The following is a 13,378-nucleotide window of genomic DNA, read 5'->3' as shown; positions in this document are numbered from 1 at the left end:
GTCAGGAGGATTTTTGGCATGAAAAAAATAAGTATATTAGGTTCGACAGGTTCAATCGGAACACAGACGCTAGACATTATAGCTCATGATCCTGATCGTTATAAGGTTGTCGGTTTATCGGCGGGTGCGAATGTCGATTTGATTATAGAACAGGCAAAGCAATTTAAGCCATCAATCGTAAGTTTAGCCTCAAAGGCTGATGCGGATGCCGCACGACCTCATTTACCGGCAGGTACGAAGGTTGTACATGGCGAGGAGGGTCTCGTGGAGGTTGCGGCTGGTGTGGACGCTGACATCGTTGTAACGGCAATTATGGGCAGCAGAGGCTTGCCTGCAACACTTGCGGCAATTGACGCGGGCAAAACGATTGGCTTGGCGAACAAAGAAACACTCGTTACAGCAGGACATATCGTTATGGAGCGCGCGAGACAGCGCGGCGTATCGATATTTCCGATTGATAGCGAGCATTCTGCCATATTCCAATGCTTGAACGGGGAAGATCGTAAATCGATCAAGCAAATTACACTAACAGCCTCTGGAGGCTCATTCCGCGATCGTACCCGGGAGCAGCTTGAAGGCGTGACGGTTGCTGAGGCGCTTAATCATCCGAACTGGTCCATGGGCGCCAAAATTACGATCGATTCCGCAACGATGGTTAATAAAGGGCTTGAGGTTATTGAGGCAAAATGGCTCTTCGACGTTACATACGATCAAATAGATGTCATTATTCATCCGGAGAGCATCATTCATTCTTATGTGGAGTTTTCCGATCATAGTGTAATCGCGCAGCTCGGAATGCCGGATATGCGTGTACCGATTCAATATGCATTATCCTATCCAGAGCGGAACGCGACACCAACGAATAGACTTAATTTAGCTCAAATCGGCAAGCTGAACTTCCGAGAGATGGATTACGACAGGTACCCATGCCTCAGGCTGGCCTTTGAATGCGGCCGTCTCGGCCAATCTGCTCCTTCCGTGTTCAATGCAGCTAATGAGGTCGCAGTGGCACGTTTTCTGAAAGGTGAAATTACGTTTCTTGACATTGAACGGATATTGGAGACGGTAGTTGGACGTCATGAGGCATCGGATATCAATGACCTGCAAATGATCGCTGAAGTGGACGCTTGGGCGCGCCAGCTGGCAGAATCCGTATAATATCGGTCAAATTCCGGTTCTCTTGTATCGGACGGGAGAATAATGATAATCTATGTACAGGCCGTAACGAACAGGAGGCTTCAGCTATATGCACATGATTCAAGTCGTCTTTTTGACTATACTCGTCTTTTTCGTTATCGTAACGATCCACGAATGGGGTCATTACTATTTCGCTAAACGTGCGGGAATATTGGTTCGAGAATTTGCAATTGGCTTCGGGCCCAAGCTCTTTTCGGTAAAACGCGGCGAAACTAGATATACGCTTAGGCTAGTGCCGGCGGGTGGATTTGTTCGAATGGCAGGCGAGGATCCTGAAATTGTCGACGTTCAACCCGGCCAAACGATAGCGGTTCGTCTGAAGGACGATAAAATTACACGATTGTATTTGGATCGTCTTGACGAGAGAAGCGGCGTTATTCGCGGCGAAATCGTCAAAATCGATTTGGAGAGAAGCCTATCCGTAACATTGGATGTCGAAGGCGAGAACGAGACCTTCTCGGTGCATCCTCAGGCATTGATGGTTGCCAAAGGGAAGGACACCCAAATTGCGCCGCTTGACAGACAATTTAACAGCAAGACGGTAGGGCAGCGTGCGCTTGCTATATTTGCAGGGCCGCTAATGAATTTTGTGCTCGCATTCGTATTGTTTGCGACGTACATCCAGATGGTCGGCATTCCAGTTGAATCGCCGGATAAGCTGCTTGTCAGTGAAATTTCCGAAGGTATGCCGGCAGATAAGGTCGACCTTAGAAAAGGCGACGTTATCGATGCGGTTAACGGAATCAAAATCGGTGCTGATTTCGATAAGATGATTGCCATAATCGGCAAATCACCGAATGTGCCAGTCAAAATGGACATCATTCGGGAAGGCAAGGCGCAGCAGATTGTCATTACGCCTGAGCCTAATGATGCAGGAGTAGGCAAGGTAGGCATTAGCGCGGCACTGCCGACTCGTCCTGCTTCGTTCTCGGAGACGTTTACAGGTGCAGGCAATCTGATGAAAAAAATGACGATAAGCATTTTTGAAGGGTTCAAGAAGCTTATTTTCGGAGAGTTCAAGCTTGATGATCTTGGAGGGCCGGTGCGTACCGCTGAGGTAACAAGCCAAATTGCCAAGCAGGGCATCGCACAGCTAACTTCGTGGACAGCACTGCTCAGCTTGTATTTAGGTATTTTCAATTTGCTTCCAATTCCAGCGCTGGACGGCAGCCGACTCATTTTCCTTGGAATTGAAGCGATTCGAAGAAAGCCAATTGATCCAAACCGTGAGAGCATGGTGCATTTTGTAGGCTTCGCTTTCATTATGCTGCTGATGCTTGTAGTAACCTATAATGATATTTTACGATTGGTTAGAGGGGAATAGTCTCATGTCTAAGGATAAACAGTTTGTTACAGAAATTACGCCGCAAAGCGAAGATTTCTCCAGATGGTATATAGATGTTATTAAGAAAGCTGAGCTTATGGATTACTCTCCGGTGCGTGGCTGTATCGTGTTCCGCCCGGAGGGCTATGAGCTTTGGGAAAATATTCAACGCGACCTCGATCGCCGCTTTAAGGAAACGGGCCACCGCAATGCTTATTTTCCGCTATTCATTCCGGAGAGCTTTTTCCAAAAGGAAAAAGAGCATGTCGAAGGCTTTAATCCGGAGCTGCCATGGGTAACAGAGGCCGCTGGCGAGAAGCTGGAAGAGCGGCTCGCTATCCGTCCAACATCGGAAACGATGTTCGGTCATATGTATTCAAAGTGGATTCAATCGTATCGTGATCTTCCTTTGCTCATTAACCAATGGGCTAACGTAGTTCGATGGGAGAAGCGGACGATGCCTTTCCTTCGCACAAGCGAATTTTTGTGGCAGGAAGGCCATACCGCTCATGAGACGGAAGAGGAAGCTCGTCAAGAGACGATGCAAATGCTCGATGTGTATACACAATTTGTCGAGGAGTTTCTCGCAATCCCGGTTATTAAAGGGGAGAAAACGCCGTCCGAGCGCTTTGCAGGTGCTGTAGATACTTACTCTATTGAAGCGATGATGAAGGACGGGAAGGCTGTTCAAGCCGGAACTTCCCATTACCTCGGCACAAAGTTTGCCGTTGCATTCGATATCAAATTTCTTGATCGTGAAAATACATTGCAATTCGCGCACACGACATCATGGGGTGTTAGCACAAGGCTGATTGGCGCACTAATTATGGTTCATGGCGATGATCGCGGTCTAGCTCTGCCGCCGAAGGTAGCGCCAACCCAAGTGATCATGATTCCGATCGGTCCGGCGAAAATGCGCGAGCAGGTTGTCGGCCGTGTAGACGAGCTGTATGCTGAGCTTAAGAAAGCAGGCGTTCGTGTACGTGTAGACGACCGCTCAGACGTCAGCCCAGGCTGGAAATTCAATGAGTACGAAATGCGCGGCGTTCCGCTTCGTCTGGAGCTTGGACCGCGTGATATGGAAAACGGACAAGTTGTACTCGTTTCTCGCATTACAGGTGAGAAACGTGTCGTTCAACAAGCGAATCTCGTTGCGGAAGTGGAAGCGATGCTCGAGGAAACGCATCATGAAATGTTCAATCGCGCGAAGCAGTTCCGTATCGATAACTCGCGTTCGGTTGATACCTTGGATGAAATGAAGAGCTTCCTTGAAGAGCAGCGCGGCTTCGTAGAAGCTGGCTGGTGCGGATCTGCTGCTTGTGAGAAGCAGGTTAAGGAAGAAACAGGGGCAACAAGCCGCAATATCCCATTTGAACCATCTACGCAGAAGAGCACATGTCTCGTATGCGGCGATGAGTCTAAACATATTGTTGTATTTGCACGTGCTTATTAAGAACTGAAGAAGCTCGGTTCGGATCTTAAGGAGTGGAGTTTTATGAGCCAAACCGCTGACAAGCGGCAGCGCTTCGATATGCTTTTACAGCAGACGGAGCTGCCGCAGGAACTTATACAAACTTATTTTCAAGATGGTTATATCGATCAAGTTATCGTCAGCAACAGCAATCGGGAATGGACGTTTTGCATCCGCAAAACGTCCATGGTGCCTTTACAGGCCTATAATGGACTATGCCAAGCGGCTCGTATGAAATTCGAGCATATCGCTGCGGTATCCTTTATATTCGTTTATGACCCTGTGGTCGAGACAGAATCGATTGTTTTGCAGTACTGGGGTTTATTTATGGAGTGGGCTCAGCGCGAGATCGCATCCGTTAACGGTTGGCTTCAAAAAGCCAGCATTTCAGTTGAAGGTGATGTGCTTACGCTGTCATTGCTCGATAATACGGGGCTGGAGCTTGCTCGCAAGAAACGTTTGGACGAAGAAATTATCCGATTTTATAATCAATATTTTCAGCGTGAATGCAAAGTGAAGATGATCATGAGCGAATCAAGGCAAGAGATTTTGGACGAATACGCCCTTCGGATCGTACAGGAAGAGCGCGAGTACGTGCAGGAGCTGATGGCTAACTCGCAATCTGAATCCGAGCTTGTGGATGAGGCTGAGATTAGGCTCGCAGTTGGTTATGATATCCGCGAAGAGCCTGTGCCATTGATGAATATCATCGAGGAAGAAAAGAAAATTACGGTGCAAGGCGCCGTATTTGGCCTCGATGTGAAGGAGCTTCGCAACGGAAGCACGCTCTTTACCTTTAATGTGACGGATTTCTCGGATTCCATTGCGATGAAGATGTTCGCCAAGACGAAGGACGATGTCAAAATTTTAAGCCAGCTTGCCAACGGCAAATGGGTTAAAGCGCGCGGGCGGATCGAATATGACCGCTTTATGCAGGAGCCTGAGCTCGTGATGATGCCAAATGATTTGCATGAGGTTAAATCACCTCCGGATCGCATGGACAAAGCTGAAGAGAAGCGCGTTGAGTTCCATCTCCACACGACGATGAGCGCCATGGATGCGGTAACGCCGGTCGACGTATATATCAAAACGGCAGCCAAATGGGGACATAAGGCGATAGCGGTAACCGACCACAGCAATGTGCAATGTTACCCTGACGCGAACAAAGCAGCCAAGAAGCATGGCATCAAGGTGCTGTTCGGCTTAGAAGCCAATGTCGTTAACGATGCCGTTCCAATGGTGCTGCAGTCAAGGCCGGAGCCTCTTGCGACTGCAACTTATATTGTATTCGATATAGAGACGACAGGCTTGTCGGTTATCAACAACAAAATCATCGAGCTTGCAGGGGTTAAAATGCGTGACGGGAAAGAAATCGATCGTTTCTCGACGCTCATTGACCCGCATGAGAAGATTCCTTATCATATTCAGCAGTTGACTAATATCAATGATGATATGGTAAAAGGGCAGCCCGAAATTGAGCCGAAACTCCGTGAGTTTATTGAATTTATAGGCGATGATATTCTCGTTGCGCATAATGCGCGGTTCGATATCGGCTTCATTCAAGCCAACTGCAAAGCATTTGGCATGCCAGAGGTTAAAAATCCAGTGCTCGATACGCTTGAGTTGGCACGCTTTATTTTCCCGACGCTCAAAAATCATCGTTTAAATACTTTGGCGGATAAATACAAGGTCAGCCTAGAGAACCATCACCGTGCGGTAGATGACTCCCTTGCGCTTGGCGGCGTACTGTACGGCTTGATTGCGGATGCAACTGAACGAAATATAACGAATCTGCATCAGTTAAACGATTATGTAGGCATCGATTTATCCAATTCACGGCCTTTTCATAGCAATATCTACGCTTTAAATGCGGTAGGCAAGAAAAACTTGTTCAAGCTTATTTCATTATCGCATACCAAGCATTTTAAACGCGTAGCCACGATTCCAAAAAGCAAGCTCGTGGAGCTTCGCGAAGGATTGCTCGTTATATCCGGCTGCGAGAAGGGCGAGTTTTTCGAGACGGTATTGAACAAGTCGTACGAAGAAGCGCTGGAGGTTGCCCGTTTCTATGATGTCCTTGAAATTCAACCGATCGATTTTTACATGCACCTGGTTGAGAAGGGGCTAGTCAGCAGCCGGGCCGAAATTGAACAAGCGCATCGTCGCATCTGTCAAATCGGTGATGAGCTCGCCAAGCCGGTAATCGCAACAGGAAACGTTCATTATTTGAATCCGCGGGACAAAATGTACCGGGATATTACAATTAACGGCATTACGGGCTTTAGTCCCCTGAAGAGCATTCGCAAGCCTGACGCTCATTTCCGCACGACGGAAGAGATGCTGGAGGAATTTGCTTTTCTCGGAGAAGCAAGAGCGAAGGAAGTTGTCATAACGAATACGGCTGAGCTTGCTGATCGTTTTGAGCCTTATGACATGTTCCCGACAGGCTTGTTCGCGCCTAATATCGATGGAGCGGATGAAGAAATACGAAGGACCTGCTATGACACAGCAAAATCGATGTATGGCGAGGACTTGCCGCAGGTCGTTATCGACCGGTTGGAGAAAGAACTTATTCCGATTATTAAATTTAAATTTTCCGCCAACTATCTGATATCGGAGAAGCTCGTTAAAAAATCGAACGAAGACGGTTATTTGGTCGGTTCGAGGGGATCGGTTGGATCTTCGGTCGTAGCTACGTTCCTCGGCATCTCCGAGGTTAATCCGCTGCCAGCCCATTACTTGTGCAAAAATCCGGATTGCCGCCATAGCGAATGGTTTTTGGACGGAAGCATTCCGAGCGGCTTCGATTTGCCGGACAAGCAATGCCCGAAATGCGAGAAGCCGATGAAGGGCGAAGGACAGGACATCCCGTTTGAAACGTTCCTCGGCTTTAAAGGCGATAAAGTTCCCGATATCGATCTTAACTTTTCGGGTGATTATCAGCCTATCGCCCATAACTATACGAAGGTATTGTTTGGCGATAAGAGTGTGTTCCGTGCCGGAACAATCGGTACGGTAGCCGAAAAAACAGCCTATGGCTTTGCTAAGAAATTTGAAGAAGAGCATAGCAAGAAGTGGCGCGGCGCGGAGCTCGCAAGACTTGCCAGCGGGTGTACCGGCGTGAAGAGGAGTACGGGACAGCATCCCGGCGGTATTGTCGTCGTTCCCGATTATATTGAAGTAGAGGACATTACGCCTGTTCAATTCCCGGCTGATGATGTCAACGCGGAATGGATGACGACCCACTTCGACTATCATGCTTTTGATGAAAACCTGCTTAAGCTCGATATTCTAGGTCATGATGATCCGACCATGATGCGGATGCTGCAGGATTTGACTGGCGTTGATCCAACGAGCATTCCAATGAACGATCCCAAAGTGATGAGCATGTTCAACTCGACGAATGCGCTGGGCATTCCTGGTGAAAAGATACGCTCTTCGGTAGCGACATATGGCGTTCCCGAGATGGGAACCAAATTCGTACGGCAAATGCTTCAGGAAACGCAGCCTTCTTCCTTTGCGGATTTGCTGCAAATTTCCGGCTTGTCGCATGGTACGGGCGTTTGGCTCGGAAATGCGCAGGAGCTGATCAAGAACGGCACCTGCAACATCAAGACCGTTATTGGCTGCCGGGATGACATCATGCTTTTCTTGATTTACAAAGCGGGGATGGATGCGGGCTTGGCGTTCAAAATTACGGAGAGCGTGCGTAAAGGCAAAGGGCTCACGCCGGAGTGGATCGATGAGATGAAGCGGTGCAAGGTACCTCAGTGGTATATTGATTCTTGCCTTCGCATCGAGTACATGTTCCCGAAAGCACATGCTGCTGCCTATGTCATATCCGCTGTTCGTACAGCTTATTTCAAGCTTTATTATCCGATTGATTACTATGCGACTTACTTTACCGTCCGCGCGGATGACTTTGATTTAGAGCTGCTGTGCCAAGGATACGATGCGATCCTGCGGAAGCTGATCGAAATTGAAGCCAAAGGGTTTAACGCGCTGCCTAAAGAGAAAAACATGGTGTCTCAGCTGGAAATGTCGCTTGAAATGACGGCGCGCGGCTTCTCCTTTAAGCCAATTGATCTGTACCGCTCCGACGCGACGAAGTTTCTGGTTGACGGCGATTCGCTTATCCCGCCATTTGCTGCAATTGCAGGTATCGGCGATAATGCGGCTCGCAATATTGCAGCTTCGAGAGACGATGGCGAGTATCTGTCGATCGAGGATTTCCAGATGAAATCGAAGGCTACAAAGACGATTGTAGAGGTTCTCGGCAACATGGGATGCTTCCGTGGATTGCCTGAATCCAACCAGCTATCCCTCTTTTAGAATGAGGCCTGTTAGAAAAGATTTCTTGTCACTATAGTGCGGTTATGTTATAATTTTTCTGGCAATGATGATGATAAAGACTTTGATGCAGAAGAGTGGGGAAACCCACTCTTTACGTTTTGTAAATGGCAAAATGGCATAGTGCGTATAAACAGGAGGTCAACTGAATTTGAGTATTTCCAAAATCAAAGCTGCCGTCCAGGAAATGGTCCTGCCATACCTCAGCAGTAATGGATTTGAACTGGTTGATATTGAGTATGTCAAAGAGGGAAGCAACTATTTCCTTCGTATATTCGTGGATAAAGAAGGCGGCATCGATATCGACGATTGCGGCCGTATCAGCGAATTTATGAGCGAGCAGCTGGATAAGAACGATCCGGTTACTGACGCTTATTTTCTAGAGGTATCTTCCCCGGGAGCAGAAAGACCGCTTAAGAAGGAAGAAGATGTACGTAAAGCAATCGGTAAACACGTTTACATAACGACATATGAACCGATTAGCGGCGCTAAAGAATTTGAAGGGCTGCTACTTTCATTTGACGGGGAAAACGCGGTTGTCCGTACAGGCAAGAAGGAGTATACCATTCCTTATGTCAAGGTAGCCGGCGCTAGACTCGCTATCGTGTTCTAATATTCGTTTTCTATATTGAAAGGGGGAAATCCAGTCCAATGAGCATGGATTTTATTGAAGCGTTACAGGAAATAGAAAGAGATAAGGGAATTACCAAAGATGTCCTATTGGAAGCCATTGAGGCAGCGCTTATCTCCAGCTACAAAAGAAATTTCAATACCGCGCAAAATGTGCGTGTCGATATTAATCGCCACACTGGCGTTATTAAAGTATATGCCCGCAAAACAGTTGTCGATGAGGTGCTGGATCCGCGTCTGGAAATTACAGTAGAGGCTTCCAGGGAAATCAATCCTCATTACCAGCTGGATGATATTGCGGATATTGAAGTAACGCCGCGTGACTTCGGCCGCATCGCCGCGCAAACAGCGAAGCAGGTTGTAACGCAGCGCATCCGCGAAGCTGAGCGCGGACTGATCTATAACGCTTTTATCGACAAAGAGGAAGATATCGTAAACGGTATCGTTCAGCGTCAAGATGTTCGCAACCTATTCGTAGACCTAGGCAAGGTAGAGGCTGTATTGCCGCTTACTGAGCTGATGCCTACCGATAAGTTCAAGCATGGCGACCGCGTGAAGTCTTATATTACGAAAGTCGAAAATACGACCAAGGGTCCGCAAATTATTTTGTCCCGTACCCATCCTGGTCTATTAAAACGACTGTTCGAGCTTGAAGTGCCTGAAATCTATGACGGAGTCGTGGAAATTCGTTCGGTTGCGCGCGAAGCCGGCTTCCGTTCGAAAATTGCTGTACATTCCCGCAATTCTGAGGTTGATCCGGTCGGATCATGTGTTGGACAAAAGGGACTGCGCGTTCAGACGATCGTAAACGAGCTTAAAGGCGAGAAAATCGATATCGTTCGTTGGTCTGAAAGCGTGGATGAATATGTTGCGAATGCGCTCAGCCCGTCTAAGGTGCTTGAGGTTATCGTATTCGAACAAGAGAAGATGGCTAGAGTTATCGTTCCAGACTACCAGTTGTCGCTAGCGATCGGCATCAAAGGCCAGAATGCTAGGCTTGCCGCTAAGCTTACTGGCTGGAAGATTGACATTAAGAGCGAGACTCAAGCGGAGCAGGAGTATGGCCGTCCGAAATCTTTGACGACGATCATGCACCAGGATTCGGTATCCATCGATTAATTCGTTAAGCGTCAATTCAGCTGGCAGAGGAGGGGTGTACAATGAGACCGAGAAAAGTACCGCTTCGCAAATGCGTCGCTTGTCAGGAGATGATGCCGAAGAAGGAACTCATTCGGATTGTGCGGACACCGGCCGAAGAGGTGCAAATTGACCTGACAGGCAAAAAAGCGGGCCGCGGCGCGTATTTATGCGGTAAAGTAAGCTGCTTTAAATTGGCAAAGAAATCCAAGGCACTTGATCGAGCGTTGAAGCAGCATGTTGGAGATCATATTTATGATCAGCTCGAGCAGGATTTTGTAGCGGTAGAGGAGCAGTTTATCGCCGGCAAGGAGCTGATAAGCGATGAAGCAGAATAAGAGCTTATCACAGCTGGGCATGGCTATGCGAGCTGGCAAGCTGATTACTGGCGATGAGATCGTACTCAAAGCTGTGAGAAATAATAAAGTGCATCTTGTTATCGTTGCAGGAGATGCTTCAGAGAATACGAAGAAAAAATTTCGTGACAAATGCAACACCTACGGAATACAACTCGCCGAAGCATTCGACCGTGAGCAACTAGGAAAGGCGATTGGTAAGCCAGAACGGGTTGTACTAGCGGTAACCGATGCGCAATTCGGAAAAATGATTGCGAGTCATCTGAGCCATAATACGGAGGTGGATCATATTGGACAATAAACAAGACAGCAAGGACAATAAAGATAAGCTGCGCGTTTACGAGTATGCCAAGTCACTTAATATGAGCAGCAAAGAAATCATTACGATTCTTAAACGACTTGATTTACCGGTCAATAACCATATGAGTGTCATGGAAAATGAAATGGTAAACAAGGTCGAAGGCTTTTTCCGAAATATTAAGCAAAATGCAGCTGCTAAGCGGGCACAGGAAACGACAAGCGTGTCTGTATCCTCCGCTCAATCGTCAGCAAACCGGCCGCAGTCGCAGCAGCCGCAAGAACGAAAGCTTGCCGTTCAAGAAAACAAAAATACGAATCAAGACAGACAGGGGCCTATGAATTCTATTAATACGAAAACACAAACCAACCAAACCGAACAACGACCAGCAGGGCAGCAATCAACGAATCGTCCTGCGCAACAATCCAGCAACAACCGTCCATCCCAAGGAAGCGCAAGCTCAAGCCGTCCGAGCCAAGGACAAGGCGGCCAAGGAAATCGCCCTAGCCAAGGCGCGGGTTCAAGCCGTCCAAGTCAAGGGCAAGGCGGTCAAAGCAACCGTCCGGCATCATCAGGACAAAATCGTCCAGCTCAAGGCGGACAAGGAAATTCAGCAAGCCGCCCAAGTACTTCTGCAAGCAGCAGCCGTCCGGCACCATCTGGACAAAGCCGTTTCGATTCCAAGCCTGCGCAAGGGCAAGCGCGCGGGAACGACAATAAAAATGCAAGACCAGGCCAAAAGCGTTTTGAAGACGGCAAGCCTGGCGGCGGCTATAGAGGAAACAACAACAACCGCGGTCAAAAAGGCCGTGGCGGCAAGTTCCAACAACAACCGCCTCGTGAGAAAATCGACAATACGCCTAAAAAGATTATCGTTCGCGGTACGATGACTGTTGGCGAATTAGCTAAATTGCTTCATAAGGATGCATCAGAAGTTATCAAAAAGCTGATTTTCCTAGGTGTTATGGCTACAATCAACCAAGAAATCGATATGGATGCTATCCATTTGATCGCTACGGATTATGGTGTAGAGGTTGAAGTGAAAATTCCTGTAGAGGAAGATTCCTTCGAAACGGTTGAAGAATCAGACGAAGACGATGATTTGATAACGCGTCCACCGGTTGTTACGATCATGGGTCACGTTGACCACGGTAAAACAACTTTGCTTGATGCGATTCGCAAAACGAACGTAACAGGCGGAGAAGCCGGCGGTATCACGCAGCACATCGGTGCTTACCAAGTTGAAATCAACCATAAAAAAATTACGTTCCTAGATACACCGGGTCACGAAGCGTTTACGCTTATGCGTGCTCGTGGTGCTCAGGTAACGGATATTACGATTATCGTAGTCGCAGCCGACGACGGCATTATGCCGCAAACGATAGAAGCGATTAACCATGCGAAGGCTGCTGGCGTTCCGATTATCGTTGCAGTTAACAAAATCGATAAGCCTGAAGCTAATGTTGACAAAATCAAGCAAGAAATGACTGAATATGAGCTCGTTCCGGAAGAGTGGGGCGGCGATACGATTTTCGTCGAAGTTTCCGCTAAGCAAAGAATCGGTCTTGAAGGTCTTCTTGAAATGATCTTGCTCGTAGCAGAGGTAAATGATTATAAAGCGAACCCTAACAAACGCGCTCGCGCTACCGTTATTGAAGCCGAGCTTGATAAAGGCAAAGGTCCGGTTGCACGTATTCTCGTACAGCACGGTACGCTGAAAATCGGCGATGCTTTCGTTGCAGGCAACTGCTTCGGCCGTATCAGAGCAATGGTTAATGACAAAGGCCGCCGTTTAAAAGAAGCAGGTCCTTCTACGCCAGTAGAAATTACTGGTTTAACGGAAGTTCCGCAAGCCGGCGATCCGTTCATGGTATTCGAGGATGAGCGCAAGGCCCGTGCAATCGCTGACCGTCGTTCCATTAAACAGCGTCAATCGGATATGGGTGCCAATACGCGCGTAACGCTTGATGATCTGTATAACCATATCAAAGATGGTGAAATTAAAGATCTGAACGTTATTATCAAATCCGACGTTCAAGGCTCTTCAGAAGCACTTAAAGGATCGCTCGCGAAAATCGACATCGAAGGCGTACGCGTTAAAATCATCCATAGCGGTGTAGGCGCGATTACGGAATCCGATATCATTTTGGCATCGGCATCCAACGCGATCGTAATCGGCTTTAACGTTCGTCCAGATCCGCAAGCTGAAGCAACCATTGCACAAGAGAAGGTTGACGTGCGTATGCACCGCGTCATCTACAATGTCATCGATGAGATTGAGCAAGCGATGAAGGGCATGCTGGATCCGATCTTCAAAGAGGTTGTTATCGGTCATGCCGAGGTTCGTAACGTATTTAAAGTTACGAAGGTTGGCGCAATTGCAGGCTGCATGATCACTTCCGGTAAAATCATTCGTAACGCAGAAGCTCGTCTTATCCGTGGCGGCATCGTTGTCTTCACAGGTAAGATTGAGTCCCTTAAGCGCTTCAAGGATGATGCGAAAGAAGTTGCACAAGGCTACGAGTGCGGTATTACACTTGACCGTTACAACGATGTTCGTGAAGGAGATACGATCGAAGCGTTTGTCATGGAATCGGTAGAGAGGTGATTATAGC

General features: G+C 47.9%; 9 protein-coding genes. All 9 read left to right on the top strand.

Annotation, left to right across the window (positions count from 1 at the left end):
- Positions 1-18: 18 nt before the first annotated feature.
- The 9 genes from AC2TDN_RS05685 (at position 19) to infB (ending at position 13,371) form a co-directional block, all read left to right on the top strand.
- The gene (locus AC2TDN_RS05685; RefSeq protein ID WP_484687280.1) at positions 19-1,158 is read left to right on the top strand and encodes a 1-deoxy-D-xylulose-5-phosphate reductoisomerase; all 1,140 of its coding nucleotides are present in this window, start codon (positions 19-21) and stop codon (positions 1,156-1,158) included.
- A gap of 88 nt (positions 1,159-1,246) precedes the next feature.
- Positions 1,247-2,521: an RIP metalloprotease RseP gene (gene rseP, locus AC2TDN_RS05680; RefSeq protein ID WP_482065512.1), complete on the top strand. Its 1,275-nt coding sequence runs from the start codon at positions 1,247-1,249 to the stop codon at positions 2,519-2,521.
- Positions 2,522-2,525: 4 nt separating this feature from the next.
- Positions 2,526-3,974 (top strand): proline--tRNA ligase, encoded by a 1,449-nt coding sequence (gene proS / locus AC2TDN_RS05675; RefSeq protein ID WP_484687279.1) that lies wholly within the window; start codon positions 2,526-2,528, stop codon positions 3,972-3,974.
- Positions 3,975-4,016: 42 nt separating this feature from the next.
- Positions 4,017-8,324, top strand: a complete 4,308-nt coding sequence (locus tag AC2TDN_RS05670) for a PolC-type DNA polymerase III (protein WP_484687278.1) — start codon at positions 4,017-4,019, stop codon at positions 8,322-8,324.
- 169 nt (positions 8,325-8,493) lie between these two features.
- The gene (gene rimP, locus AC2TDN_RS05665; RefSeq protein WP_484687277.1) at positions 8,494-8,955 is read left to right on the top strand and encodes a ribosome maturation factor RimP; all 462 of its coding nucleotides are present in this window, start codon (positions 8,494-8,496) and stop codon (positions 8,953-8,955) included.
- Positions 8,956-8,993: 38 nt separating this feature from the next.
- Positions 8,994-10,091 carry a transcription termination factor NusA gene (nusA, locus tag AC2TDN_RS05660; RefSeq protein WP_053375757.1) on the top strand — a complete coding sequence of 366 codons (1,098 nt, stop codon included), beginning with the start codon at positions 8,994-8,996 and terminating at the stop codon, positions 10,089-10,091.
- 41 nt (positions 10,092-10,132) lie between these two features.
- The gene (rnpM, locus tag AC2TDN_RS05655) at positions 10,133-10,447 is read left to right on the top strand and encodes an RNase P modulator RnpM (protein ID WP_053375758.1); all 315 of its coding nucleotides are present in this window, start codon (positions 10,133-10,135) and stop codon (positions 10,445-10,447) included.
- On the top strand, positions 10,434-10,766 hold the full coding sequence (locus AC2TDN_RS05650) for a L7Ae/L30e/S12e/Gadd45 family ribosomal protein (protein ID WP_482065507.1): 333 nt from the start codon (positions 10,434-10,436) through the stop codon (positions 10,764-10,766). The genes rnpM and AC2TDN_RS05650 overlap by 14 nt, the downstream gene beginning before the upstream one ends.
- 61 nt (positions 10,767-10,827) lie before the next feature.
- Positions 10,828-13,371: a translation initiation factor IF-2 gene (gene infB, locus AC2TDN_RS05645; protein WP_482065659.1), complete on the top strand. Its 2,544-nt coding sequence runs from the start codon at positions 10,828-10,830 to the stop codon at positions 13,369-13,371.
- Positions 13,372-13,378: the final 7 nt, after the last annotated feature.

The sequence above is a fragment of the Paenibacillus sp. Y660 genome (genome assembly GCF_057221575.1).
The sequence above is the reverse complement of the archived record's forward strand: the minus strand, read 5'-3'. Positions and strand labels throughout refer to the sequence as shown.

Coding starts and splice junctions, on each gene's coding strand:
- AC2TDN_RS05685 (WP_484687280.1), top strand. CDS start 19: ATGAAAAAAATAAGTATATTAGGTTCGACAGGTTCAATCGGAACACAG.
- rseP (WP_482065512.1), top strand. CDS start 1,247: ATGCACATGATTCAAGTCGTCTTTTTGACTATACTCGTCTTTTTCGTT.
- proS (WP_484687279.1), top strand. CDS start 2,526: ATGTCTAAGGATAAACAGTTTGTTACAGAAATTACGCCGCAAAGCGAA.
- AC2TDN_RS05670 (WP_484687278.1), top strand. CDS start 4,017: ATGAGCCAAACCGCTGACAAGCGGCAGCGCTTCGATATGCTTTTACAG.
- nusA (WP_053375757.1), top strand. CDS start 8,994: ATGAGCATGGATTTTATTGAAGCGTTACAGGAAATAGAAAGAGATAAG.
- rnpM (WP_053375758.1), top strand. CDS start 10,133: ATGAGACCGAGAAAAGTACCGCTTCGCAAATGCGTCGCTTGTCAGGAG.
- AC2TDN_RS05650 (WP_482065507.1), top strand. CDS start 10,434: ATGAAGCAGAATAAGAGCTTATCACAGCTGGGCATGGCTATGCGAGCT.
- infB (WP_482065659.1), top strand. CDS start 10,828: ATGAGCAGCAAAGAAATCATTACGATTCTTAAACGACTTGATTTACCG.